This is a genomic window from Mucilaginibacter limnophilus (assembly GCF_004005815.1).
Taxonomy (GTDB): Bacteria; Bacteroidota; Bacteroidia; order Sphingobacteriales; family Sphingobacteriaceae; genus Mucilaginibacter; species Mucilaginibacter limnophilus.
Genome location: NZ_SACK01000004.1, coordinates 1 through 23,997 on the forward strand (window position 1 = coordinate 1; position 23,997 = coordinate 23,997).

Sequence of the window (23,997 nt, forward strand, 5' to 3'; positions counted from 1 at the left end):
CGTCAACACCGTCAACACCGTCAACACCGTCAACACCGTCAACACCGTCAACACCGTCAACACCGTCAACACCGTCAACACCGTCAACACCGTCAACACCGTGCTTCAGTTGCACTGAAGCACGGTGAATAGCCGCTTCACCTATTAATGTTTGTAATTTATTCACTGCCATTGTTACCCTATCCATTGGAGAGGGTTTGTACAGGCTCTGCGCTTTGCAGCAACATTGTCGATTGAGGCAAATATGTTCAGTGCTCCGTTAGGAATTGGCTTTCCACTTTATCTAAGCCAGTGGATGTAACTCTTTTGCTGGAAAAGAAAAAATAACCAAAAAGAAACCGGCCGGCTGCGCACTGCCGGTTAATGTTACTGCCGTAGCACTGCCTGTGCCGATCCGGCATTATGATGCCGCATCTTTTTTAAGCTTATACTAAGGGGTTGTCTGGCTTGTCATGCTGAACTTGTTTCAGCATCTCACTTGCAAAGTAAACTTGTCCTGTGAGATCCCGAAACAAGTCCGGATGACGTGTAGTAGGTAAAAAATCAGCGGTTCAGACAATATGGCGGGATGCCTAAATCATGCAATCCTCTAATCTTAAAATTCAGGTTCAGACATATTGCGTTAAGGATAGCAGCGGATACTCCATAGGAGTCCTTTGGACCGGCCCTGTGCCTAAGGCCTGAAGGCATATGAGCGGAAAGCCTGGTACAAAGGGAACGCCCCAAAAATAAATTCAGAGTATAATAAAAAAGCACGGATCAATAAACCCGTGCTTTTTATACATTCAAATCTGTGTATTCTTACTTTTTGAAGTGCTCAATTATTAAGCTTGCAAGTTCAACACCTATACGCTCCTGCGCCTCATTGGTAGCGGCACCAATGTGCGGCGTTAACGAGATTTTAGGATGGTTCAGGATGTCCTGACGAGGGGTTGGCTCGTTCTCAAACACGTCTAATGCCGCGAATGATACTTTACCGCTGTTCAAGGCTTCAATCAAGGCGCCTTCTTCAATCAGGTTACCGCGTGAGCAATTCACCAGTCCAACACCTTTTTTAAGCAGCTCAAGCTCTGTTGTACCAATTAAAGGCTTGTCAACAAACGGGGTGTGCAGCGATATAAAGTCTGATTGCTTTAACACTTCTTCAAACGATGCTGATTTAACCGACGCTTTCACTTTATGACCACCGCCTAAAACTATTTCCAGTTCGCTGTTGAAGGGAAATAAATCATAGGCAAGCACTTCCATACCTACACCGATAGCGATTTTTGCCACTTCGCGTCCGATACGGCCAAAGCCCATAATGCCAAGAGTTTTACCGCGAAGCTCAACACCTTTAGCATAAGCCTTTTTCAAACCGTTAAAGTTTGTAGCGCCTTCAACCGGCATTTTGCGATTACTGTCGTACAAAAAGCGCACACCGCCATACAGGTGACCAAAAACCAGTTCAGCAACTGATAGGGATGATGAAGCAGGAGTATTATATACGCCAATTCCTTTTTCTTTAGCGTAATCAACGTCGATGTTATCAACACCTACCCCGCCGCGACCGATCAGTTTCAGGTTTGGGGCGGCGTCAATTAGTGCTTTGCGCACTTTGGTTGCGCTTCGCACGGTAATCGCGTCGTATTCATTTAAACGTGCAGGCAGTTCATCCTGCGGAATGTTATTGGTATCAACAATAAAACCGGCTTCTTCCAATAGCTGTTTTCCTGCCGGATCGATACCATCATTAGCTAATATTTTGATCATGATATGTAAAGTTGAGCCCCCTAACCCCCTAAAGGGGAAACCGAAGTTAGTTACTTCAAAAGCTCCCTTTAGGGGGCTGGGGGGATTGTTATTTATTCTTTTCAGCAAATTCCTGCATAGCCTCAATCAGTACGTGTACGCTGGTTATTGGCAATGCGTTGTAAATTGACGCCCTGAAACCACCTACACTGCGGTGACCTTTAATGCCTACTATGCCCTTTTCGTCACATAGTTTCAGGAAAGGTTTTTCGTGTTCAGGATTTTGGGCTACAAAGCAAACATTCATGTTCGAACGGTCCTCAACAGCGCAAACTCCTTTAAACAACGGGTTGCGGTCAATTTCTGTATATAAAGCTTTTGCTTTCGCGATATTCTCCTTCTCAATAGCTTCCACACCGCCTTTAGCCTTTATCCAGTTAAGGGTTAGCATAGAAACATATATGGCGAATACGGGCGGCGTATTATATAATGAGTTACCGTCAATTTGTACCTGGTAATTAAACATAGCAGGTATCTGGCGGCCGGTTTTACCCAATAACTCATCTTTTACAATAACCAAAGTAACGCCTGCAGGGCCCATATTTTTTTGTGCACCGGCGTATATCAGGCTGAAATCAGCAGCGTTTATTTTACGGCTGAAAATATCTGACGACATATCACAAACAACCGGAATCGGTGATTTCGGAAACTCCTGCAACTGCGTACCATAAATGGTATTGTTAGAAGTTAGGTGCAGATACGTTGCATCGGCAGGCACTTCAAAATCTTTTGGAATATAAGTAAAGTTAGCCTCTTTTGAAGACGCGATAACTGCTACCTCGCCGAAGTATTTAGCTTCTTTTAAAGCTTTATTAGCCCACACGCCCGATTCAACATATGCAGCCTTGCCACCTTCGGGCAGCAGGTTGTACGGAACCATTGCAAACTGTGTACTTGCACCACCTTGCAAAAACAAAACCGAATAGCCTTCAGGTAATTCAAACAACTCTTTTACCAGGCTGATAGCTTCCTCCAAAACCGCCTCAAATTCTTTTGACCTGTGAGAAATCTCCAGAATTGAAAGGCCTGTACTGTTGAAATTGATTACAGCTTCTGCTGATTGTTTTAACACCTCCTGGGGTAAAATGCCCGGACCGGCACCAAAATTATGTTTCATGATAATTATTGTGTTATGTGCGCTAAACTTTGCTAATTGCTTATTTAGACGCGCCGAAGTTAGTTATTTTGACAAAGTATATAGACTTTATTTGCTTTTTTTTGAAAAACCGACATGCGGTTAACAATTAAGGAATTTTGCTTTTGATTTCCTTTATTATGCCTGATGCAGGCTACGCGAGTGTTTTAAAGATTGAATGGCCGCCAGAGGGTCGGCCGACGAGAATACGGAGTTGCCTGCTACCAATACATTGGCGCCTGTTTCAACTAATTTAGCGGCATTACTTTCGTCAACACCACCATCAATTTCAATTAACAAATTTGGATTAGTGTATTCTGCCAACTGGCGTAACTCTTTAATTTTTTTGTAGGTATTATGGATAAATTTTTGCCCTCCAAAGCCAGGGTTCACACTCATGATGATCACCATATCAATATCGGCAACAATATCTTCAAGTAAAGCAACCGGCGTATGTGGATTAAGCGCCACCCCTGCCTTGCAACCCAAATCCTTTATCGTATGCAGTGTACGGTGTAAATGCGTACAGGCTTCGTAATGTACAGTAATATTGGCCGCACCTACCTGTGCAAAATCTTTCAGGTAACGATCAGGGTCAACAATCATTAAATGCACATCAAGCGGTTTCAGTGCATGCTTCTGTACAGCTTTAATTACCGGGAAGCCAAAAGTAATGTTCGAAACAAATACACCATCCATCACATCAACATGCACCCAGTCGGCTTCGCTGTGGTTAACCATTTCCAGGTCGCGCTGCAAATTACCAAAGTCGGCTGACAGTATAGAAGGTGCAATCAGATGATCCATACCGCAAAGATAAGGATAAGTTAATGCTTTGAAAGATGTTACGTTAATTAGTTATCCCCATTGATTATTAACACAGGTTTTCTTTGATGTGAAATTTTGCAACAATCAATTAAATTCATTATATTTTATTTAGATTATTTCTAAATAATTTGCAAGCTAAGTCGTTTTATGCGTAATATTGCGCCGTTTAGAATCAATCTTAATAAAATGAAGCAGATTTACTCCTTAATTACTTTTCTATTTGTATCTGCGGCAGCCTTTGCACAACAAAACGGTAGCGTTAGTGGTAACGTAACTACCAGCGAAGGTACACCTGCCGCAATGGTGTCTGTAGCCTTACAGGGCACTACACATGGCACCATGACCAATGAAAACGGTAATTACCGCATAGGTAAAATAAAGGCCGGAACCTACACGCTTACCGTAAGCGCAGTTGGTTTAACCACTCAAAATAAAGAGGTTACTGTAGTTGCAGGAAGCAGCACCGTGATAAATTTCGTGCTTGATGTTAACAATGCCCAGCTACAGGAAGTTGTGGTAAAAGGTAAAGCCAACAATTTGAAAATTGATAAGCCTTCACCTTCATTACGGGTAGAAACACCTTTAATTGAACTTCCACAAAACGTACAAACTGTATCATCAGTAGCGCTGGCGCAACAGCAAATCATCAGTATGAGCGATGGTGTTATACGCAATGTGAGCGGCGCGGTACGCCAGGAACACTGGGGCGATCTTTACACCAATATTTCAATGCGTGGTTCACAAATCCAGGCATTTCGTAATGGTTTTAATGTTGTATCATCATTTTGGGGCCCGCTTACCGAAGACATGAGCCTGGTTGACCATATAGAATTTGTTAAGGGCCCGGCCGGTTTCATGATTGGTAACGGTGACGGTGCAGGTTTATATAACGTAGTAACCAAAAAGCCTACAGGTCAAAATAAAGGTGAGTTTAGCCTTACTACTGGAAGCTTTGGTCTTTATCGTGCATCATTAGATCTTGACGGTAAATTAACCGGTGATGGAAAATTTTTGTACCGCTTAAACTTAGCTGCACAAAATAAAAACTCTTTCCGCGCATATGAGTACAACGACCGTTATACCATTGCACCGGTATTATCCTACCAGGTAAGCGACGATACCAAACTTACTTTTGAGTACAATTACCAAAAAGCGAAAATGAGCGACGTGGGTTCATTTTATGTTTTCAGCCCTGATGGTTATGCTGCTTATGATCGGGATTTCACCATGATGCAGCCCGGCCTTGCACCTACCAATATTAACGATCATAGCTTATACCTGCTGTTAAACCATCGTTTTAACGATAACTGGAAACTTACAGCACAAGCATCGTACTTTAATTACATGCAATCGGGTACATCATTATGGCCGGATAGCGTTGCCACTAACGGCCAGGTAGCCCGCGGTGCCGGTATTTGGGACGCCAAAAGCGAAATGACCATGATGCAGGCATTTGTTAATGGTGATATACAAACGGGCAGCATACATCACCGTATTTTGGGTGGTATTGATGCCGGATCAAAAGACTACGCCGCAGATTGGTCGACCACACATATTTTGGATACCCCTACCGGCATGTTTGATCCGTTTAAACCAAGCTATGGTTATCCAAGCAATGGCTACCCTAATTTTGACCGTACCCTTAATCTTGAGGCACGTGCAGTTGGTGCAGGAGGTACAATTAACCAGGAATACACCGGTTTGTATGTACAGGATGAGCTTGGTTTATTAGATAATAAACTACGCGTAACACTGGCAGGACGTTATACTTATATAAAACAAGCCGACTGGGGTGGCGCGCCTATTACCGGCAAAAAATTCACTCCCCGTTTTGGCGTAAGCTACAGCATACTATCTGATTTTGCCGCATATGGTTTGTACGACCAGGCATTTATGCCACAGGCGGCAGGCCGTTTACTTGACGGTGGAAGTGTAAAACCTATTACCGGCAGCAATCTTGAATTTGGTTTGAAAAAAGATTGGGCTGATGGTAAATGGAACACAACATTGGCCGTTTACCAAAACATACGTAATAACGAGGCCACTGCTGATGTTACCAGCACTCCGCAAAACCCTATCAGCTTTTTACTTGGCCAGCGCAAAGCGAAAGGTATCGAGTTTGACTTACGCGGTCAGCTTGCACCAGGCTTAACCTTAACTGCAAACTATGCCCTTACCGACTCGCGTGTAACTAAAGTTGGCGAATTTGCCGGTACTCAAGGCATTAATGTAGGCGATATAGTTCCAGGTTATGCAAAACATGTAACCAATGCCTGGCTAAACTACAAACTGCAAGGCGGCGCCCTAAAAGGCGTTGGTGTTTCAGCAGGTTTTACAGGCTTATTTAACCGTGAAACCGATTACTGGTCGGACATGGTGGACAGGCTGCCGGCTTACTATAAAGTTGACGCAGGCGCTTTCTGGGAAAACAGCAAGCTGCGTATTACAGCCAACGTATTTAACATATTTAATAAATACTTGTATTCAGGTTCATACTATCGTGCCTACAATTATTTGCCTGATGGTACTACCGCTCTTAAATGGGAAGCATACAGCTACCAAGCGGAAGCGCCACGTAATTACCGCCTAAGCGTTACTTACCGCTTCTAATATCACCATTCTATATAATGCAGAAAGCCCCGGAAATCCGGGGCTTTCTGCATTTATTGGCCTACCTTAAATCGCTAATCACAATTCAACAGCAGGTCGTAATATTTCTTCATTAAAACAATATCGTAGTTTACTAGTGAATTGTATGCCTCGGTAACCAGTTCATTTAGTATTGATGCGCCAAGCTGACCGCCGCCGTTTGGTATCGAATCGTAATACTTAATAATGTCCTTTACCCGCATAATCTCGTACAGCAATACCTGCACCAGGTCCGTCTGCGCGTCGGACTTCAAGCCGTGAGGGCTGCTGCTTAAAAAACCAAGGGGATCAGAGGGCGTGGGCATTATCATTCTATACGGACCGGACACTATTCATCATTAACTAAATTATACAACTCAACGTTTATTAAAGTTTTATTAGAAACATTTTGTTTTAAAAAAGTTACAAAATGTATATACAAATCAAAAACCCTCTTTTTAAGGGAGGGTTTTCGTTTGCAAGTATAATAAAAATAATTATTTAGCGGCTTCCGGCTTTTCAGGCTTTGGCAATAACGCTTTGCGAGATAGCTTTAGTTTACCTTGTTTGTCGATATCCAATAGTTTCACACGCACTTCGTCGCCTATCTGGAATATACCGTCCATGGTTTCAAAGCGTTTGTGATCTATCTCTGAGATATGCAGCAAACCGTCTTTACCCGGCATAATTTCAACAAAGGCGCCAAACGGCATAATCGATTTTACTTTACCTTCGTATATTTCGCCTACCTCAGGTTTGGCAGCAATTGCCCTGATGCGTGATACCGCTTTGTCAATCGACTCTTTGTTATCAGCAAATATCTGTACGATACCCTGGTTGCCAACTTCTTCAATTGAAATGGTAGCGCCTGTTTCACGCTGCATTTCCTGTATAATTTTACCACCCGGGCCTATAACCGCACCAATAAATTCTTTATCAATCTTAATGGTGATGATACGTGGCGCATGCGGTTTGTAATCTTCACGAGGTTCGGTGATGGTTTTCGCCATTTCACCTAAAATGTGTAAACGACCTTCTTTTGCCTGGTGTAAGGCTTTGCTTAACACTTCGTACGATAGACCGTTTATTTTAAGGTCCATTTGTACAGCAACAATACCTTTTTCGGTACCTGTTACCTTGAAGTCCATATCACCCAGGTGGTCTTCATCACCTAAAATGTCTGACAATACAGCATATTTAGTGCCTTCCGGATTAGTGATCAAACCCATCGCGATACCTGATACAGGAGCAGTAATTTTAATACCGGCATCCATCAGCGCAAGTGTACCCGCGCAAACGGTAGCCATTGATGATGAACCGTTTGATTCAAGGATATCTGATACCACACGAATAGTGTATGGATTCTCGTCGTCGGCAGGTAATACTTGTTTCAACGAGCGCATAGCCAAGTTACCGTGACCAATTTCGCGGCGGCCTGCACCCCTGTTAGGGCGAACCTCACCGGTTGAGAAACCAGGGAAATTGTAGTGTAACAAGAATTTATTGTAACCATTGATGAACGCACCGTCAATCATTTGCTCGTCATCCTTAGCACCTAAGGTAACTGTAGTTAACGATTGGGTTTCGCCACGGGTAAACACTGCCGAACCATGCGCTGCAGGCAGGTAGCCTACTTCGCTCCATATCGGGCGTATTTGTTTTGAATTACGACCATCTAAACGCAAATCTTCATCCAATATCAGGTTACGTACCGCGTCATATTCCACATCATGGAAATATTTTTTGATCAGGCTTTCAGTAACTGCATCAATTTCTAAACCGCTTGTGGCGATAAATACATCGCGTATCTCACGCAGCTTGTCATGACGCTCGTGCTTGCTTGAACCTGATTTTGCTACTTCGTAAACTTTATCATAAGTGGCAGCATAAACTTGTTTTTTTAGCTCCTCGTTACTATGCTCGTGGTTGTAGATACGTTTTTCGGTTTTACCAACAGCCAGTGTAAGTTCTTTTTGAACGGCTACATGTTTCTTGATGGCTTCATGTGCAAACTTGATGGCCTCAACCAACTCGTCTTCCTGTATCTCTTTCGATTCACCCTCAACCATGTTGATGTCATTCTCAGAGCCGGCAACAATAAACTCTAAAGTAGCGCGCTCAAGGTCGCTAAGTGTTGGGTTGATCACCAACTGTCCATCAATTTTAGCTACACGAACTTCAGATATCGGGCCATTAAAAGGAATATCCGATACTGCTAATGCCGCTGACGCTGCAAGACCAGCAAGCGCGTCAGGCATAATATTTTTATCGGCTGATATAAGGCTTATCATTACCTGCGTATCAGCATGGTAATCTTCAGGGAATAATGGACGCAAAGCGCGGTCAACAATACGTGATATCAATACCTCGTAATCGCTTAAACGTGCCTCGCGGCGTAAAAAACCACCCGGAATACGGCCGGTAGCGGCGTATTTCTCCTGGTAATCTACAGACAGGGGTAAAAAGTCAACCCCTTCTTTTGCTTCGGGTGATGACACTACAGTAGCCAGTAGCATGGTATCACCTTGCTTTACTACTACCGAGCCATCGGCTTGTTTGGCCAGTTTACCGGTTTCAATCTCAATGGTGCGGCCGTCACCTAAATCGATAACCTTTTTAATTGCATTATAACTCATTTGTGTGTTGTTGTGATGCGCTTTTCATCTTCAGGAGCGCACCGGTGTATATTTGTTTAAAACTTTGCTTTCAAAATTAAAAAAGCCATCCGCATTTGCGAACGGCTTTCTTAAAAAACCTTTTACAATTTACTTAATGATATCCCTTAGCTGTAAAGCTTTGATGATAGCACGGTATCTCTCAATATCTTTATTATAAAGGTATGCAAGCAGCGCACGGCGTTTACCTACCAATTTTTGTAGCGATAGCTGAGTTGAAAAATCTTTTTTGTTCTTTTTAAGGTGCTCGGTTAAGTGAGCAATACGGGTTGTAAATAATGCAACCTGTCCTTCAGCCGAACCGGTATCTGTGGCGCCCTTGCCGTGTTTTGCGAAAATTTCTTTTTTCGCTTCAGTACTTAAATACATTACTTGAATAATATTAAAGCGTGTAACTTTTTGTTAATTGTGGCGCAAAGATAAATTTAATAATTGTGATGTGCAAGGGGCTGGTTAGCGGTTGATTGAGTTGATTATGTGAATGGTTGTGCTTAGTTGTTGAGATTGTACTAAAATGGATGTCATACGTACATCGAAGCATGGAGACAGAGATTTGTCAGCTATGGTTCGGTAAACTCCGCAGTACACGATAAGCTTACAGAGCCTAACCGTACATAACCTAACAATTCCGGCATCAGCATGGCCGGTAGCACAGGCAAAGCCACAGCAGAAACTTCAAAAGGCCAGGGTGCAGCCGAGGTTTCTTTTTGGCTACCTTTTCTTTTCCGGCAAAAGAAAAAGTAGCATCCACAAACGGCTCAGCAAAGCACATCCCATTCCTAACGGAGAACTGAAGTTGGCAGGTAACAACGCAACAAAGTGCAGAGTAGAAAGTGTTTGTAGTGATTGCGTTGCAAAAACGTTGATGGGCAAAGGCGAAATAGTAAAGGTAAGCCTGTTGTTCTCGCTACTCCGCTCCTGCTATCCGCTTATACGCCTTCAGGCCGTAGGCACAGCCGGTATCCGCTGCTATCAGATTTATGTTGGTTGCGTTAGTTCATATTTTAAAAACATATTCAACGCAATCTGTTTATAAAGCAAACCATCCACTTATGTACAAAACCTTCGAAACCGAACTGCGCGTACGTCCTGACGATATTGACATGTACCAGCATGTGCATAACAGCAAATACTTTGATTATGTACAGGCCGCACGTTATGAGCAGATGGACGTAAACTACGGCATGAGCATGGAAGTTTTTCTGTCGCGTGGTTTTGGTTGGCTGGTGCGTGCCGTGCATATAGTGTATAAACGTCCGCTGTTAATGGGTGATTACTTTATTGTACGTACCAGTGTTGAAGACATCAGCAAAAAAAGCTGCAGGGTAAAATTCAGCATCATTATAAAATCATCAGGCAAAGTAAGCGCCGACGGCTGGTTTGATTTTGTGCTGATAGATATGAAAACTGGCAAAGGGGTAACCATACCTGAAGACATTATTAAACACTATACGCAATTTACTGAAGGGGCATAAAATTAATTAAGGCTTACAGCAACATTATATTTTATTACCCGTTATAATTATAATATTAGCGACTAATAGCTACTCGGCTAATTTACTTTTCATTACAGCTTCTCTTCTTCATTTCATGTCAAAAATCAGTTTTAATAATACAGGCAGTCCTTTTTTTAAAGCACTAAAAGGAAAGATAAATAATTATTTCACAGAAAATCAGCTTTCGCGGACTGGGGGCTCACGTCTTTTTTGGAAAGGTGTTTTTATATGTGGGGTTACATTAGGATTATACATTACGTTGGTATTTTTCACTCCTTCTACTCTGCCGGCCATCATATTATGCTGTTTGTTTGGGGCATCTCTGGCAGCTATAGGCTTTAACATTATGCATGAAGGTGGTCACCAAAGTTTCTCAAAACACAAATGGGTAAATGAAATCTCGGCCTACTCATTAAACTGCCTGGGTGGCACTATTCATTTCTGGAAACAAAAACATAATATCGATCACCATACTTATACCAATATCGAAGGCATGGACCATGACATTGCTGTAAAATTTATGCGCATGTCAAAAGAACAGCCTAAATATTGGTATCATAAATTTCAGCAGTTTTATTGGGTGCTGCTTTACGGAGTATCATACATTGCCTGGATACTGTACCAAGACTTTGAAAAATATTTTTCGGGCAGGATGGGTAAAGGCTCGAAGGCTATGAAGTTAAGTACAAAGGAACATTTGATTTTCTGGGCAACTAAAACTTGCTATATTTCCTTTTACATTATTTTACCGGTAACAATGGTTGGCTGGGCCGATGCTATTCTTGGTTTTGTAATTGCAGCAGTAGTGTGCGGCTTTTGCATCAGTGTAGTTTTTCAACTGGCTCATGCTGTTGAAGAAACCAATTTCCCGGTGCCTAATGTTGAAACTAATAAAATTGAAGAAGAATGGGCTATACATCAAATAAGCACCACAGCAAATTTTGCCACACGCAATAAACTTATTTCGTGGCTTTTAGGCGGCTTAAATTTTCAGGTTGAACACCATTTATTTCCTGGCATTAGCCATGTACACTATCCTAAAATAAATAAATTGGTTAAGGAAACCTGCCACGAATTTAATGTTGCCTATTTTGAGCACCGCACCATGGTACATGCATTTTTCTCGCACCTGGTTTATATTAAAAAACTTGGCCGTACAGTTTAATCTTGATCTTGATTTTTTGGATTTAAGGATTATGAGTTTCTTTTACACGCTTAGTTCCACCTTGAGAAAGTCTCGTCTTGAAGGATGGTTGAAAGAGCGAAATGCCCCCAACATTTACGGGGTGCATATCCGATAAGAATGGTTCATTAACACACCCCTACCCCTCTCAAGAGGGGAGTCGCTCTCAATACTTCATAATCACATTTCTTCAGAATTTGGCTTTCGTATATTATCGAGAAAACCAAACTCTGACGCTCCAAACTTTTTGTAGTTTTTTCTGGCTACATTCAGGCTCACCACATTTGCACCGCCTTCATAATGCGGGTTATCTGACTGCACGCCATCGTCTTCCCAAAAACAAACCGGGCATATGTCGAAAGAATTATCGCGTGCTTCAGACAGTGTAAAGTGACCGCAGCAGTAACATTGATAATAATACCCGTTGAACTCTTTCATCCTTCTATCAACATCCCATAAAACTCACCGACATTCATTCCAGCGGCACGCACCTGTTGCGGTATCAGGCTGTTTGCCGACTGCCCCGGAGTGGTATTAACTTCGATAAAATAAAAGTCATTGGTACCTTCCTGCAAAATAAAGTCGATACGTACCATGCCTTTACAGTTAAGGCGGGTGTACACTTCGGTTAGAATAGCGGCTATTTCATTAGACTTTGTTTCAGGCAGGTCGGCTGGAGTAATTTCTTCAGATACACCCGGAGTGTACTTTGCTTCGTAATCAAAAAAATCTTTTGAGCTTTTTATTTCGGTTGCAGGGAGAACGGTTATTTTTCCATGCAGCCTGGCAATGCCCTGGCTAAATTCTCGGCCCTGTATAAATTCCTCAACAAGCACCTGTTCATCTTCATGAAACGCCTTTTCAAGTGCTTCGGGTAAAGCGGCCACGTTGTACACCTTGCTCATGCCCACACTGCTGCCGCCATTATTTGGTTTTACAAACAGCGGAAACTTCAGCATCGACGCTATGGTAGCCATATCATGCTCATCAGTTTTAAACAGTTTTGCTGATTTCGCTGTGTTGAGTCCGTGGATACCGTGTACTATGGCTTTAGTGTAAGCTTTATTCATTGATATAGCAGATGTTGTCGCATCACAGGTATTATAAGGTATGCCTATCATATCAAAGTAGCCTTGCAGTTTACCATCTTCACCGGGGGTGCCGTGTATGGTAATGAACGCGAAATCGAAACTTATCTTTTGCCCGTCAAGGGTGAGGCTGAAATCGTTCTTATCAACATCCACGGTGCCGTTATTTGTTTCGTGCAGCCAACGGTTTTTATCAACCAATATGGTGTAAACTTTATATTTTGAGGCATCTAAATTGGCGGCAATATTTTTGGCGCTGTTTATTGATACCTCATATTCTCCGGTATAACCGCCGGCAAGCAGGGCAATATTTTTTGTTGGCATGCGTCAAATATATGTTTATAGTTGGAAAGTCGGAAAGTCCGGAAGACGGAAAGTCCGGAAAACTTTAGTCCGGAAGTCGGTAAGTCCGAAAGCTGGAAAAAGTTAAAACGGTTTTGAAAAAATTCTTAAAACTGGCTTCTTCTTTCCGACTCCCGGACTTATCGACTTTCCGACTTCCCTTCTTAAATTAAAAATTTTGCGCTATGTTTGATAGCTGATTTACCCCTGCTGATATAAGATGAGTAAGTTCTGGTCGTATTTAAAAACATCGTCATTTCGTAATACCCTGTTCTTGGCTATAGTAACTGTTACTGTAGTGGTTTTAATAGCCTTTTTCAGCCTGAGCTACTACACCCGGCACGGAACAGGCATACCGGTACCAGCTTTAAAAGGCACTAATATCGATCAGGCCATAAAAACGCTTGAAGAACAAGGCTTTGAATACCAAGTAGATTCGACATACATAACCGACCAGCCGCCGGGCACCGTAATTGAACAGGACCCCGACGCCGGCACCAATGTTAAAGAAGGCCGTGTAATATACCTTACCATTGTTACCACACAGGCGCCAATGGTAGCCATGCCTGATCTGTCGCAGAATAACTTCCGAGAGGCAATTGCTACCCTTGCAAACTATGGTTTGAAATTAGGCGATACCAGCTACCGCAGCGATATTGCCCGCGACCGGGTACTTGAAGTTCGTATAGGTGGACGTATCATTTCGCCGGGCACCAAGATACCCAAAGGCTCATACCTCGACCTCATCTTAGGTGACGGCGCGGGTGCCAGCGAGGTAGAAATACCCGACCTGATAAATCAGGACCTTGATGCTGCACGTTTTGCCATTAAAGGCGCCGGACTTGCGCTGGGTACTATAACCTACGAGGGTACTATAACCGATTCATCAAACGTTATTGTGGTGTCTCAAATGCCTATGCGGACAGATTCAACCAGCAAAACCAGTATTGGCACACGTATCAATGTAACCGTTTCCCAAGGGACGGCACTGCCTCAGGAGGAGCCGCAACCAAACGATGAGCAAAATTAGTGCAGCCGAACTTACTGAACGCCTTAACAATGGCGACGCTCCCCTATTGCTTGATGTGCGGGAAAAGATAGAGTATTATACCTACAACATCGGTGGTATCAATATTCCGCTTTCGGTGCTGGCAGAGGAACTGGAACAGCTTGACGACAACAAATCAGCCGAAATAGTTGTTGTGTGCAAGGCCGGTATCCGCAGTCGTACTGCGCAGCAAATTTTACAGCAACACGGTTTCGGCAACGTTAAAAACTTAACCGGCGGTTTAACCGCTATTCAAAAATTACATCAATCTATTAAATAAAATATAAATGGCCCGCGAAGAAAAGCCTGCTTCGGGCAGGTTCAAAAAGTTTATTATAGCGTTTATAATCATAATCATCCTGGCGCTTGGCGGCACAGGGTTATTTTATTACCTGCGTTATTTTGGTCCTAATGTAACCGATAACCAAGAGTACCTGTATATAAAAACCGGTTCTGAATTTCAGGATGTATACACTACCATCCGCGAGCAAGGCATAGTTAAAGATACTACTACCTTCCGCTGGGCGGCTATTAACATGAAATACCCCGGCCGGGTAAAGCCGGGTAAATACCGCCTGGAAAAGGGCATGAGCAACCGCCGTTTCATCAATATGCTGGCAGCCGGCAACCAGGAGCCTGTTAAGGTTACCTTTAAAACTTACCGACTGAAAAATCAGTTCGCAGCCGCTATTTCTCAACAGCTTGAGGCCGATTCCGTATCACTTTTAAAACTGATGGATTCTGCTGAATTTGTAAAGAAATACAACTTTACCCCCGAAACCGTGTACACCATGTTTCTGCCCAACTCATACGAGTTTTACTGGAACACCTCTGCCGAGCAGTTCTTCAATAAAATGCACGATTATTATGAGAAGTTCTGGACACCTGAGCGGCAAAAGCAAGCAGCTGATCTGGGTTTGTCCCAAACAGAAGTGTCTATACTGGCCTCAATTGTTGACTGGGAAGCACTGCATGACGATGAGATGCCATCGATAGCCGGGTTATATCTTAATCGGCTTAAAAAGGGCATGAAGCTGCAGGCCGATCCAACTGTGATATTTTCTACCGGTGATTTCACTATCAGAAGGGTATTGAACAGGCATTTAATAACCAATTCGCCGTACAACACTTATTTGCATACAGGCCTTCCTCCCGGCCCTATTATGATGCCGAGCGAAAACGCGGTTAAGGCGGTGCTTAGTCCGCAAAAAAGTAATTACTTGTACATGTGCGCTAAAGAAGATTTTTCAGGATATCATAATTTTGCCGATAACGAGGCTGAACACAGGATTAACGCCCGTAAGTTTCAGCAGGCGCTTAACGAACGAAACATTAAAAAATAATGTTTGAGCATACCACCAAAATACGGACACGTTACGGCGAAACCGACCAGATGGGTTACGTATACTATGGCAATTACGCCGAGTTTTATGAGGTTGCCCGTGTAGAAATGCTGCGCAGCCTCGGCATGACCTATCGTGGCATGGAGGAGTCGGGAATTATGATGCCTGTAATGGAGCTGAAATGCAAATATCTTAAACCAGCCCTGTACGATGAGGAGATCACCATAAAAACAATTATGGAAAAAATGCCCGGCGTTAAAATCCATTTCAAGTATGAGTTGTATAATGAAAAGCAGGAACTGATCAACATCGGCGAAACACTGCTTGCGTTTGTTAACATGAAGACAGGCCGTCCATGCCTTGCGCCCGATGAATTTCTGCAAAAGATGAAACCATATTTTGTATAAATTTGATATGAATGATTGGGCTGCACTACTTTTTACTCCGCTTTAAACTATACCGGTATTTCATCGAGTGGACGAAGACCGTGGTGCTACCGGGTTTCCGTCCGCTGCCTTTATATACGGTTGTAGCCTTTTTTATTCTTGAGCTGAAACAAGGTTCGCTGGGCAACAGGGCATCATCGCTGGCATTTAGCTTTATGCTGGCTGTATTCCCTACCATTATCTTTTTATTTACCCTGATACCCTACATTCCGTTTCACGACTTCCAAAACCAGTTTTTGGCACTTATACAGCTAATATTACCCATTAAGGCATACCAGGCCTTCCAAACCACTATACATGATATTGTAAGCAACCAAAATCTTAAATTACTATCATTCGGTTTCTTATCAGCCTTATACTTCGCTACCAATGGCATGAGCAACCTAATGCGGGCGTTTAACAAGTCATCACTGCAATTGGAAACCCGTAGCTGGCTGCGCCGCCGCTGGATAGCTCTGGTGCTTACGCTCGTGCTTTGCTTTTCACTTATATTGGCAATTGGGATACTTATTATTGGGGATGTGATTATTGGCTTCTTTAAAGAGCATTTCTATTCGCAAAGCGCATTTTGGGCCTATGTAATTACGCTTACCCGCTGGATCATTGTTGTGATTGTATTCTTTAGTACTCTTTCCATTTTATACCGTTACGGCCCTGCACACAAGCGCAGGTGGAAGTTTATAACACCCGGTTCGGTACTGGCTACTTTTTTAGGATTGCTTACCTCCATAGGTTTTGCTTATTATATCAACAATTTTTCGGCTTATAATAAGGTGTACGGCTCAATTGGTACACTTATCGTCATAATGGTTTGGATGCACCTGAACTCGCTGGTGATTCTAATCGGTTTTGAACTAAATGCAAGTGTTGAGTTATCCAAACAAAACATCAAAATTGTTAAGCCGGTGTTCAATACTTTTAAACGAAAGCCTGAAGAAAAAGAGAATCACATCAAGGATAAGCATTAAGTTTTAGCAAAAAAGCCCTTCTGCATATCAGCTTTTCCGGTGTCAAATTAACATCATTGAATCTACAGAAATCCAAATTTCACTAAGAAATGCAAAAGGAGAATAATGCAACGCTGTGTTAATCAATATTTTATAAATTTTTAAAAATATTTAACATTGAAATTTGGCAATTCGGCTCGGTTTTGTACTTTTGCCCCCGGAGAGATGGCAGAGTGGTCGATTGCGGCGGTCTTGAAAACCGTTGACTGTTAAAGGTCCGGGGGTTCGAATCCCTCTCTCTCCGCCAAAACAAAAGGCTCGCAAAATTGCGAGCCTTTTTTATCTCTGGTCCAGCCAAAATTTTATATCCGGTTTAAGATCCTTTAGATTTTCAAAATCATGAACATTGTAGATATTCTCGAATAGTTCATTTGCCAACAACTTGCTTAAATTATCTGCACAGTAAATTACATCATCTCCAAACATTGAAAGTATTGGGTTACCCGGGATATCAATTAATAAAAAACGATGCCAGCATATAGGAAAAATACGACTTACTTTTAATTGCAACATTTCATTTTTTGATATTAAATTCGCTTCTAAAAACCACTTAATCAGTTCTTTTATACTGTTTATATCTTGCGGATAAGAATAAAACACTGGACTAAAAGTCGGTGTCGTGCCGTCATTACCGTATAGATTTATTCCTGGCTTGCTAAGCCCGTTCATTACTTTATAAAAGTTTTTTAAAGGCTCAGGGAATACAAATCCAATGATGTTCTGAAATCGTAGAAGATCAGCGTCGGATAACCCGGGTTTCCATATTGTATTTTGTTGTATTTGGAAACCATATATATTTTCATTAGGCTGATTTACCGACCAGTACTGTTCGCTTAAAATCTTAATTTGCTGAAAATATAAAGTTGTATTATCTGGCGCAGGGAGTGTAATAAAGTCTATTTTATCTTTCTTTTTAAAAAATGACATAACTAAATATCGCTCATTAAAATTTAATAGCCTTAAAAATCCATCCAAATGTTTTAATAAACACCCGTTTCCCTCCAAAACAAAAAAGGCTCGCAACTTGCGAGCCTTTTTTGTTTTAGTTGATTCAAATTGATATTAGGCTTTCCGGCTCATGCTTACTTAAGTTTTTTCCTCAGCCATTTACGAACCGGCTCATCATACAATTTTAATGCGGTATAAGCTAAAATAGTGCTTCCTGTTAATATCAGCAATGCGTATGGCCATGCTTGCAAAATAGTTACGCCTTTATGGTTACTAACCCATGCAACATAAAAATACACAAGGGGATAATGCACCAGGTATAGCGGATAAGAAATATTCCCTAAAAATTTACATATCCTTTTTTCCCGTTGTGTTTGTATTAAGCCGCTGGCGCCAAGGTAAACGATAAGCGGGAAAACAACAATAATGCAAACAGCTTCATATACCCCGTTCATCCAAAGATGCCCGGCACCACCAATGCGTGGCATATATAATACCAGGGCTACCAAAAGGCTGCACCATAAAAAGACGTTTTTAATACGGGTTGGTTTAGCTATACGTGAAAGTAACAGGCCGGCAAAAAAGGGGTACATGGTACGGGTTATGCCAATACGCATCTGCTTAGCATTCAGTGTCCAGCCGCCGCTAACATCGCCGTTTGTGATGGCGAGATGCGCCAGTGCAATAGCAGAAACAACCACTAAAATGCTTAATGCTGTTTTTGAGAACTTCCTGATCCATATAGCGTAAAGTATATTGGCAATGTATTCAAAAAATAATGACCACCCCACGCTGTTCAAAGGGTGCATCTCTTGCCAGCCACGTATATCAAGCGATAAGGGCACGGGCAGAATGGTGTAACCAATAAGCATTACCAGCAGCATTTTCCAAACCGGAACGGTATGAATAAGCGGCCATAGCGTAGAATCAGTAAAATAGAACCCTATAGCGCCAAGGGTCATTCCTAAAATCACCATTGGCTGAAGGCGCTCTATACGACGTTTAAAAAAACTGCCTGCTGTCATATTGTGCCAGCGGTCATCATAAGCATAACCGATAACAAAGCCTGATAATAAGAAGAAAAAGTCGACGGCCAGGTAACCGTGATTAACAATAATATCTAAATGCCCCTTAGCTAATGGTTCTGCCAAATGAAAAGTTACAACTATAATTGCTGCTACACCGCGAAGGCCATCTAATATTGGATAATGTGGTTTTGTAACCAATCCGTTGTTGCTCATTTATAAAAATTGAATAGATGTGTGTCAAAGAAATCTTTCGCAAATTATAAAAGATGGCTTAAATCATAGGTTATTTTCTTCTTTTACAAATTACGGTAATAATCCCTACTGTAACTGCCAACAATAAAAGCCTGTACTGAACAGATAGTTAACCCGGGACAATCTGTCACTTTTAACCCTCACTTTTGCCGCATATACACCGCTCAGATAAGATAATTTTGACGAGATTTATATGTGATGACCAACCTATTGTTATATGAGAAAAATAATCGTTTTATCGTTTCTTACCTTAGACGGTGTAATGCAGGCACCGGGCGGACCAGAAGAAGATTTATCAGATGGTTTTACATATGGTGGATGGACTGCACCTTATAATGACGAAACTTCAGGCGAGGCTATGAAAAAACAGTTAGAACCTGCAGATCTTCTTTTAGGCAGAAGAACGTTTGAAATATTTGCATCTTACTGGCCTGAACATGCGGATTATTGGCCGGGCATTAATGAAGTGACAAAATATGTGCTATCTAACACAATGGAAAGCTCAGAATGGGAAAACTCTGTGTTTGTTAAAAATATAGAAGATATTGAAAAGCTAAAAAAATCAGAGGGACATGACATTAAGATCTGGGGCAGCAGCAAGCTTGTTCAGTTACTGCTGAAACATGATCTGGTGGACGAATTCTGGCTTAACATCCATCCGGTGATTCTTGGAAAAGGAAAAAGACTATTTGACAACGGTGCAATGCCTGCGGCGTTTAAACTTGCCGAAAGCACAGTTACCGCAACCGGTGTTATTATAGTTAATTATAAAAAATACGGGCAAGTAAAAACAGGCACTGTTGGCCCTTAAGCGTGATTTGCATTTGGCATATAATGTATAAAGATTCAGGTTTTGTATACGATAGACTGCAAACGGTAAGTCAATTTAAGCTGCAAACGTTTATCTTCGGTGGCTATAATGCCTGCTTCTGTCCATTCTGCAAAAAATCTTAAACACTATCTCGTAGGTAGTACCTGCATATGATGCAACATCCTGTTTGGAAAGAGCAACTTTAAGAAAATAGTTGTCGTCAATACCGAATGTCTCCTGAAGCGTTATAAGCGTTTGCCACCGCAGCACTGGTGGATATGGCAGCAATGTTTGCAGGCGCTTCCAGAGCATTGCTTACTTCAATTATATTCACACTTGAAACTACCGGCCAGCCCAATGGTTTGCTACCCTTGTTATGCGCATGTATAGCCGCATATTTTGTGTCGTTCTTTTAATGGAAGGCAGCATTATAACAGAAAAAATATGTCGGCGCGGCGTTAGTACGCCCGGCTGATACCATACTGACCCTCTGATGTATGCACGTGTTAAAAATCTTGTACAACCCGCGAAGTAACAGAAAAACACCCTGCTGTTAATAAAAATGAAATCTTGGATGTTTGCCTGCAACTAATGGGCACACTTAACACCGATACACTCCTTGTTGCAGATGAAAATCAGCAGAAAAAGGAAAAGTTACAACCAGGGATATAACAAAATTTTACAGTAACAGCAAAATACCGAACAACGGTATAATGGCCCTTTTCGCATTCCAAGATGGATGGTTTACACTCGGCAAGCCATAAAAGTTCGCGGGACAGCTGTAATATGCATGTGCTTGTATAATATATAACGCATGCTTATATTTGAGCCCCAAAATTTGTAAAGATTTTATCAGGAGAGATGTCAGAGTGATCGAATGTGCCTGATTCGAAATCAGGTGTACTGTAACAGGTACCGGGGGTTTGAATCCCTCTCTCTCCGCCTTACCAATGAAAACAGCCTGCCAAACGTTGATTTAGCAGGCTATTTTTTTGCTTACGTGCTTTCACAATGAGCTCTCTTTTTAAGTCAATGGAAATATGGCTTAGTTAATAGTTATAATTAATACACCTACTTTCTAATCCTCTATTATAGAAATAAAAAAATAAATTGCGCAACTCAAAAGTTGCACATATATTTGCAACCCGAGAGTTGCTTATTATCTATTAACATGAAACAAGATATATTTCAAGCCATAGCCGACCCCACACGCAGGGCTATTTTAACGCTGCTTGCCATCCAGGCGCTGACGCCGAATGCTATGGCCCAAAAATTTGATATGACCCGGCAGGCTGTATCAAAACATATTAAAGTATTGCACGAATGCGAACTAATTAAACCTGAGCATAGTGGCAGGGAGATTTATTATCACTTTAATGCAAAAAAAATGCAGGAGTTCGATCATTGGTTAGCCCAATTCAGGCAAAGCTGGGAAACTCAATTTAATCAACTCGACCAACTATTGACAACAATTAAAGAACAGAAATAATGAACAACGATTTGCTATTTGATTTTAACGTTGATAAAACGGCCAAAACGGTTTACATCACCAGGGAATTTAATGCAGGACAGTCATTGGTATGGGATGCTTTTACTAAAGCCGAACTACTTGACCAATGGGGAGCGCCCGCCCCTATGCGCGCCAAAACCAAGTATATGGATTTTAAAGTTGGCGGACGAAGGTTTTATGCGATGATAAGCCCCGACGGACAAGAGCGCTGGGCGGTGCAGGAATATACTTCCATCACCCCGAAAACCAATTTTAAAATGTACAACGCGTTTGCCGATAAAGACGAAAACCGTGAACTGCCTGGCTCTGAATGGGACTACAATTTCAGCGAAAAAAATGGTATTACCAAAATAGACATTACTATTTATAACGAATCTTTTGAGCGGTTGGAGAAATTATTAGAGGGCTTTAAGATAGGCTTTACCATGACATTAACCAACTTGGAAAACCTCTTATCAACTTTATCAGAAAAACAATAAAAGGAAATTTACAATCACATTTAAAAACAATAATCATGAGAACAATTAACCCGTGGATAAATTTCAACGGAAATGCTGAAGAAGCATTCACTTTTTACAAATCAGTTTTTGGCGGCGAGTTTACCAAGGTGGTGCGTTTTAAAGACCTTGCAAGCGACGAATTTCAGGTACCGGAAAATGAAGCTGATAAAATTATGACCATTGCCTTGCCACTTGGCAAGCACAATGTATTACTGGCCAATGATGTTCCTGAATTTATGGGCCGTGTAAACGAGAACGAAAACAGATCTAAAATAGTAGTGAACGCAGAGAGCCGCGAAGAAGCAGACAAAATATTTAACGGCCTGTCGGCAGGTGGAGATGTTGAAGGGCCTATAGGCGACAGTCCATGGGGTACATACGCCGGAATGTTCAGAGACAAGTATGGCATTGAATGGATTGTGGAATTTGGCCCAAATTATAACAGTTAATCCTTCTCTTGAAAATCTAAAAACGCTTCAAAGCCCGCTATCACTAATTGCGGGCTTTTTAATATACTTGTGTAGTTTATTCGGACTTAATGAATAAAGACGTTTATAACGAGTCGGTAAAAACAGGCCAACTGCAATTAGTTGGCTTTTGGCCAAATTTTTCACATTTCGGACTTGTAGCCTATCTATTATTCATACCTGCGGCAGCATTGCTTTCTAATCTGATAGGTTATTTTCAGAACAGTCCTTTTATATTCCAGGAAAGGGATTTAGGGATGATAATAATTCCTTTGATTTTGGCTATAATAGCTTATATAATTCAAAAACGACGGTTAAACTTTCGGTTAGTTCAAACAAATTTAAGTCATATCCAACTAAAAGAGATTCTTAAACAAACTGCTAAAGAACATGAGTGGATACTTATATCCTCAACAAATTATGCATACGTGGGTCAGACAAATCCAAGTTTTTTTTCCGGAAGTTGGGGAGAACAAATAACAATATTGTTCTATAATAATTGTGTTTTGATAAATAGCATCTGTGATCCTCAAAAAAGAGCGTCTGTAGCGTCTTGGGGAAGAAACAGAAAAAATGAGAAAATAGTAATTGAAAAAATTAAACAGGAAGATCATCAATCTAGAATTATAACACATGTGCTTAACAATTGATATTATTAACTTCGTTCAGGAGGATCCCCTAAGTAAATGGCCCTTTTCCGATAAAAAACTTACCTATAATACTTATTACAGCATGTTATGTAGAAAGCGACAGGTAAAACTGTTGTTTATCCAACTATAGCGCACATCCTCCTGGCAGATAAACCTGGGTAGGTGAACACTTTCTTTTTGTTATTTGATATTGTTGGTTCTTTTTATACGTTACCGGATGTTTGATCGTTTATTTTTTAATATTTGCCAAACCGGTTAAAACTAACTGTTGCGCCGGTGGTTTACTCACTTTAAAAATATACATATGAAACTACGCTACATTATTTTATTACTTGTGATTGCTTTCGTCGGTTGTAAAAAGGACGAAACTAACCCGCCGGAAGACTTCCAGACTAAGGCAAGCGGAAACTGGGCCATTACCAAAGTAAGTTATTACTATGCTGATGATAACGAAGAATCATTATACAGCGACGAATTTACACCAAACAGCAGTGTTACTTTTTCAGGTGATAATTCAGTAGCTATAACTGACACAAACGGCGTTGCTAAAACTTATACTTACGTGGCCGCTACACGTTATGACAGAGATGCCGAAATATACTATTATGAAACAACCGTGAGAGATCTGTTCACCAACTACTTTGCGGGCAAAAATGGCAGCGACGGCCCCTATAAAGTTAAATTTGCAGATAATAACACCATGCTTTGGAATGTTGAAGTTTCAAATCCGCAGTATAATGTACCCGGCAGTTCTGCTGCTAAGCCATCGCATGCAGGATACTTCTATATTACCTTTAAAAGAAAGTAATTTTTTTACTCGC

27 protein-coding genes and 2 tRNA genes are annotated in these 23,997 nt (G+C 41.5%); 17 read left to right on the forward strand and 12 right to left on the reverse strand.

The annotated features are described in order from the left end of the window. The 4 genes from EOD41_RS10880 to rpe all read right to left on the reverse strand — a co-directional run. Positions 1-187 (reverse strand): hypothetical protein (locus EOD41_RS10880; RefSeq protein ID WP_164849921.1); only part of this gene is annotated, 187 nt, incomplete at its 3' end. 614 nt (positions 188-801) lie between these two features. Continuing rightward, positions 802-1,752, reverse strand: coding sequence for a D-2-hydroxyacid dehydrogenase (locus EOD41_RS10885; RefSeq protein WP_205780545.1), 951 nt, complete (start codon positions 1,750-1,752; stop codon positions 802-804). An 88-nt stretch (positions 1,753-1,840) separates the two neighbouring features. Then, positions 1,841-2,908 carry a 3-phosphoserine/phosphohydroxythreonine transaminase gene (serC, locus tag EOD41_RS10890; protein ID WP_127704846.1) on the reverse strand — a complete coding sequence of 356 codons (1,068 nt, stop codon included), beginning with the start codon at positions 2,906-2,908 and terminating at the stop codon, positions 1,841-1,843. Between the two features lie 156 nt (positions 2,909-3,064). After that, positions 3,065-3,733, reverse strand: coding sequence for a ribulose-phosphate 3-epimerase (rpe, locus tag EOD41_RS10895; protein ID WP_127704847.1), 669 nt, complete (start codon positions 3,731-3,733; stop codon positions 3,065-3,067). 207 nt (positions 3,734-3,940) lie between these two features. Between rpe and EOD41_RS10900 the strand changes: the two genes are divergently transcribed. Then, on the forward strand, positions 3,941-6,364 hold the full coding sequence (locus EOD41_RS10900) for a TonB-dependent receptor (RefSeq protein WP_127704848.1): 2,424 nt from the start codon (positions 3,941-3,943) through the stop codon (positions 6,362-6,364). 74 nt (positions 6,365-6,438) lie between these two features. Here EOD41_RS10900 and EOD41_RS10905 read toward each other — a convergent pair whose 3' ends face one another. The 3 genes from EOD41_RS10905 to rpsO all read right to left on the reverse strand — a co-directional run bounded on the left by EOD41_RS10905 (position 6,439) and on the right by rpsO (position 9,426). Further along, positions 6,439-6,708 (reverse strand): hypothetical protein, encoded by a 270-nt coding sequence (locus EOD41_RS10905; protein WP_127704849.1) that lies wholly within the window; start codon positions 6,706-6,708, stop codon positions 6,439-6,441. Positions 6,709-6,879: 171 nt separating this feature from the next. Then, a complete protein-coding gene (gene pnp / locus EOD41_RS10910) occupies positions 6,880-9,018 on the reverse strand; it encodes a polyribonucleotide nucleotidyltransferase (protein ID WP_127704850.1) in 2,139 nt (712 codons plus the stop codon). 129 nt (positions 9,019-9,147) lie between these two features. Further along, positions 9,148-9,426, reverse strand: a complete 279-nt coding sequence (rpsO, locus tag EOD41_RS10915) for a 30S ribosomal protein S15 (RefSeq protein ID WP_127704851.1) — start codon at positions 9,424-9,426, stop codon at positions 9,148-9,150. Positions 9,427-10,109: 683 nt separating this feature from the next. Between rpsO and EOD41_RS10920 the strand changes: the two genes are divergently transcribed. Together EOD41_RS10920 and EOD41_RS10925 are read left to right on the forward strand one after the other, a co-directional pair. Then, positions 10,110-10,532: an acyl-CoA thioesterase gene (locus EOD41_RS10920; protein WP_127704852.1), complete on the forward strand. Its 423-nt coding sequence runs from the start codon at positions 10,110-10,112 to the stop codon at positions 10,530-10,532. Positions 10,533-10,647: 115 nt separating this feature from the next. Then, positions 10,648-11,718 (forward strand): fatty acid desaturase family protein, encoded by a 1,071-nt coding sequence (locus EOD41_RS10925; protein WP_127704853.1) that lies wholly within the window; start codon positions 10,648-10,650, stop codon positions 11,716-11,718. Between the two features lie 198 nt (positions 11,719-11,916). On the opposite strand, the gene EOD41_RS10930 is transcribed toward EOD41_RS10925, so the two are convergent. Both EOD41_RS10930 and EOD41_RS10935 read right to left on the reverse strand, forming a co-directional pair. After that, positions 11,917-12,174 carry a CPCC family cysteine-rich protein gene (locus tag EOD41_RS10930; RefSeq protein WP_127704854.1) on the reverse strand — a complete coding sequence of 86 codons (258 nt, stop codon included), beginning with the start codon at positions 12,172-12,174 and terminating at the stop codon, positions 11,917-11,919. Then, a complete protein-coding gene (locus EOD41_RS10935) occupies positions 12,171-13,148 on the reverse strand; it encodes a D-alanine--D-alanine ligase (protein WP_127704855.1) in 978 nt (325 codons plus the stop codon). The genes EOD41_RS10930 and EOD41_RS10935 overlap by 4 nt, the downstream gene beginning before the upstream one ends. 238 nt (positions 13,149-13,386) lie before the next feature. Between EOD41_RS10935 and EOD41_RS10940 the strand changes: the two genes are divergently transcribed. From EOD41_RS10940 to EOD41_RS10965, 6 genes are all read left to right on the forward strand, one after another. Next, positions 13,387-14,196 carry a PASTA domain-containing protein gene (locus EOD41_RS10940; protein ID WP_127704856.1) on the forward strand — a complete coding sequence of 270 codons (810 nt, stop codon included), beginning with the start codon at positions 13,387-13,389 and terminating at the stop codon, positions 14,194-14,196. Beyond that, the gene (locus EOD41_RS10945) at positions 14,183-14,494 is read left to right on the forward strand and encodes a rhodanese-like domain-containing protein (protein ID WP_127704857.1); all 312 of its coding nucleotides are present in this window, start codon (positions 14,183-14,185) and stop codon (positions 14,492-14,494) included. The genes EOD41_RS10940 and EOD41_RS10945 overlap by 14 nt, the downstream gene beginning before the upstream one ends. A 7-nt stretch (positions 14,495-14,501) precedes the next feature. Continuing rightward, entirely contained in the window at positions 14,502-15,557 is a 1,056-nt protein-coding gene (gene mltG, locus EOD41_RS10950; protein WP_127704858.1) for an endolytic transglycosylase MltG, read from the forward strand. Continuing rightward, positions 15,557-15,964 (forward strand): acyl-CoA thioesterase, encoded by a 408-nt coding sequence (locus tag EOD41_RS10955; RefSeq protein ID WP_127704859.1) that lies wholly within the window; start codon positions 15,557-15,559, stop codon positions 15,962-15,964. The genes mltG and EOD41_RS10955 overlap by 1 nt, the downstream gene beginning before the upstream one ends. 11 nt (positions 15,965-15,975) lie before the next feature. Further along, entirely contained in the window at positions 15,976-16,971 is a 996-nt protein-coding gene (locus EOD41_RS10960) for a YihY/virulence factor BrkB family protein (RefSeq protein ID WP_127704860.1), read from the forward strand. Positions 16,972-17,169: 198 nt separating this feature from the next. Further along, a tRNA-Ser gene (locus tag EOD41_RS10965) sits at positions 17,170-17,257 on the forward strand. Positions 17,258-17,289: 32 nt separating this feature from the next. On the opposite strand, the gene EOD41_RS10970 is transcribed toward EOD41_RS10965, so the two are convergent. Next, the gene (locus EOD41_RS10970; protein WP_164849923.1) at positions 17,290-17,937 is read right to left on the reverse strand and encodes an SMI1/KNR4 family protein; all 648 of its coding nucleotides are present in this window, start codon (positions 17,935-17,937) and stop codon (positions 17,290-17,292) included. 155 nt (positions 17,938-18,092) lie between these two features. Further along, entirely contained in the window at positions 18,093-19,199 is a 1,107-nt protein-coding gene (locus tag EOD41_RS10975) for an acyltransferase family protein (protein ID WP_127704862.1), read from the reverse strand. Between the two features lie 256 nt (positions 19,200-19,455). On the opposite strand from EOD41_RS10975, the gene EOD41_RS10980 reads away from it, so the two are divergent. After that, on the forward strand, positions 19,456-20,049 hold the full coding sequence (locus tag EOD41_RS10980; RefSeq protein WP_127704863.1) for a dihydrofolate reductase family protein: 594 nt from the start codon (positions 19,456-19,458) through the stop codon (positions 20,047-20,049). A gap of 90 nt (positions 20,050-20,139) precedes the next feature. Here the strand turns inward: EOD41_RS10980 and EOD41_RS20735 are convergent, their stop codons facing one another. Continuing rightward, positions 20,140-20,361: a hypothetical protein gene (locus tag EOD41_RS20735; protein WP_164849922.1), complete on the reverse strand. Its 222-nt coding sequence runs from the start codon at positions 20,359-20,361 to the stop codon at positions 20,140-20,142. On the opposite strand from EOD41_RS20735, the gene EOD41_RS10985 reads away from it, so the two are divergent. From EOD41_RS10985 to EOD41_RS11010, 7 genes are all read left to right on the forward strand, one after another. Next, on the forward strand, positions 20,337-20,465 hold the full coding sequence (locus tag EOD41_RS10985) for a chloride channel protein (RefSeq protein WP_240663374.1): 129 nt from the start codon (positions 20,337-20,339) through the stop codon (positions 20,463-20,465). The genes EOD41_RS20735 and EOD41_RS10985 overlap by 25 nt on opposite strands. Positions 20,466-20,904: 439 nt before the next feature. Continuing rightward, positions 20,905-20,991, forward strand: a tRNA-Ser gene (locus tag EOD41_RS20740). A gap of 229 nt (positions 20,992-21,220) precedes the next feature. After that, complete coding sequence (locus tag EOD41_RS10990) at positions 21,221-21,538, forward strand: ArsR/SmtB family transcription factor (protein ID WP_127704864.1); 318 nt, start codon at positions 21,221-21,223, stop codon at positions 21,536-21,538. Next, on the forward strand, positions 21,538-22,038 hold the full coding sequence (locus EOD41_RS10995; protein ID WP_127704865.1) for an SRPBCC family protein: 501 nt from the start codon (positions 21,538-21,540) through the stop codon (positions 22,036-22,038). Before EOD41_RS10990 ends, EOD41_RS10995 begins: the two co-directional genes overlap by 1 nt. Before the next feature lie 35 nt (positions 22,039-22,073). Next, positions 22,074-22,508, forward strand: a complete 435-nt coding sequence (locus tag EOD41_RS11000) for a VOC family protein (protein ID WP_127704866.1) — start codon at positions 22,074-22,076, stop codon at positions 22,506-22,508. An 89-nt stretch (positions 22,509-22,597) separates the two neighbouring features. After that, positions 22,598-23,176, forward strand: a complete 579-nt coding sequence (locus EOD41_RS11005) for a hypothetical protein (RefSeq protein WP_127704867.1) — start codon at positions 22,598-22,600, stop codon at positions 23,174-23,176. Positions 23,177-23,480: 304 nt separating this feature from the next. Next, on the forward strand, positions 23,481-23,984 hold the full coding sequence (locus tag EOD41_RS11010) for a hypothetical protein (RefSeq protein WP_127704868.1): 504 nt from the start codon (positions 23,481-23,483) through the stop codon (positions 23,982-23,984). Positions 23,985-23,997: the final 13 nt, after the last annotated feature.

Bases quoted from the DNA above. Each gene is read 5' to 3' on its own strand.
- EOD41_RS10900 (WP_127704848.1), top strand. From the start codon at position 3,941: ATGAAGCAGATTTACTCCTTAATTACTTTTCTATTTGTATCTGCGGCA.
- EOD41_RS10925 (WP_127704853.1), top strand. From the start codon at position 10,648: ATGTCAAAAATCAGTTTTAATAATACAGGCAGTCCTTTTTTTAAAGCA.
- mltG (WP_127704858.1), top strand. From the start codon at position 14,502: ATGGCCCGCGAAGAAAAGCCTGCTTCGGGCAGGTTCAAAAAGTTTATT.
- EOD41_RS10955 (WP_127704859.1), top strand. From the start codon at position 15,557: ATGTTTGAGCATACCACCAAAATACGGACACGTTACGGCGAAACCGAC.
- EOD41_RS10905 (WP_127704849.1), bottom strand. From the start codon at position 6,708: ATGCCCACGCCCTCTGATCCCCTTGGTTTTTTAAGCAGCAGCCCTCAC.
- EOD41_RS10970 (WP_164849923.1), bottom strand. From the start codon at position 17,937: ATGTCATTTTTTAAAAAGAAAGATAAAATAGACTTTATTACACTCCCT.
- EOD41_RS10930 (WP_127704854.1), bottom strand. From the start codon at position 12,174: ATGAAAGAGTTCAACGGGTATTATTATCAATGTTACTGCTGCGGTCAC.
- EOD41_RS11010 (WP_127704868.1), top strand. From the start codon at position 23,481: ATGAAACTACGCTACATTATTTTATTACTTGTGATTGCTTTCGTCGGT.
- EOD41_RS10935 (WP_127704855.1), bottom strand. From the start codon at position 13,148: ATGCCAACAAAAAATATTGCCCTGCTTGCCGGCGGTTATACCGGAGAA.
- EOD41_RS10975 (WP_127704862.1), bottom strand. From the start codon at position 19,199: ATGAGCAACAACGGATTGGTTACAAAACCACATTATCCAATATTAGAT.
- EOD41_RS11000 (WP_127704866.1), top strand. From the start codon at position 22,074: ATGAGAACAATTAACCCGTGGATAAATTTCAACGGAAATGCTGAAGAA.
- rpsO (WP_127704851.1), bottom strand. From the start codon at position 9,426: ATGTATTTAAGTACTGAAGCGAAAAAAGAAATTTTCGCAAAACACGGC.
- EOD41_RS10940 (WP_127704856.1), top strand. From the start codon at position 13,387: ATGAGTAAGTTCTGGTCGTATTTAAAAACATCGTCATTTCGTAATACC.
- EOD41_RS10980 (WP_127704863.1), top strand. From the start codon at position 19,456: ATGAGAAAAATAATCGTTTTATCGTTTCTTACCTTAGACGGTGTAATG.
- EOD41_RS10920 (WP_127704852.1), top strand. From the start codon at position 10,110: ATGTACAAAACCTTCGAAACCGAACTGCGCGTACGTCCTGACGATATT.
- EOD41_RS10990 (WP_127704864.1), top strand. From the start codon at position 21,221: ATGAAACAAGATATATTTCAAGCCATAGCCGACCCCACACGCAGGGCT.
- EOD41_RS10885 (WP_205780545.1), bottom strand. From the start codon at position 1,752: ATGATCAAAATATTAGCTAATGATGGTATCGATCCGGCAGGAAAACAG.
- pnp (WP_127704850.1), bottom strand. From the start codon at position 9,018: ATGAGTTATAATGCAATTAAAAAGGTTATCGATTTAGGTGACGGCCGC.
- rpe (WP_127704847.1), bottom strand. From the start codon at position 3,733: ATGGATCATCTGATTGCACCTTCTATACTGTCAGCCGACTTTGGTAAT.
- EOD41_RS10995 (WP_127704865.1), top strand. From the start codon at position 21,538: ATGAACAACGATTTGCTATTTGATTTTAACGTTGATAAAACGGCCAAA.
- EOD41_RS10945 (WP_127704857.1), top strand. From the start codon at position 14,183: ATGAGCAAAATTAGTGCAGCCGAACTTACTGAACGCCTTAACAATGGC.
- EOD41_RS11005 (WP_127704867.1), top strand. From the start codon at position 22,598: ATGAATAAAGACGTTTATAACGAGTCGGTAAAAACAGGCCAACTGCAA.
- EOD41_RS10985 (WP_240663374.1), top strand. From the start codon at position 20,337: ATGTTTGCAGGCGCTTCCAGAGCATTGCTTACTTCAATTATATTCACA.
- serC (WP_127704846.1), bottom strand. From the start codon at position 2,908: ATGAAACATAATTTTGGTGCCGGTCCGGGCATTTTACCCCAGGAGGTG.
- EOD41_RS20735 (WP_164849922.1), bottom strand. From the start codon at position 20,361: ATGCTCTGGAAGCGCCTGCAAACATTGCTGCCATATCCACCAGTGCTG.
- EOD41_RS10960 (WP_127704860.1), top strand. From the start codon at position 15,976: ATGATTGGGCTGCACTACTTTTTACTCCGCTTTAAACTATACCGGTAT.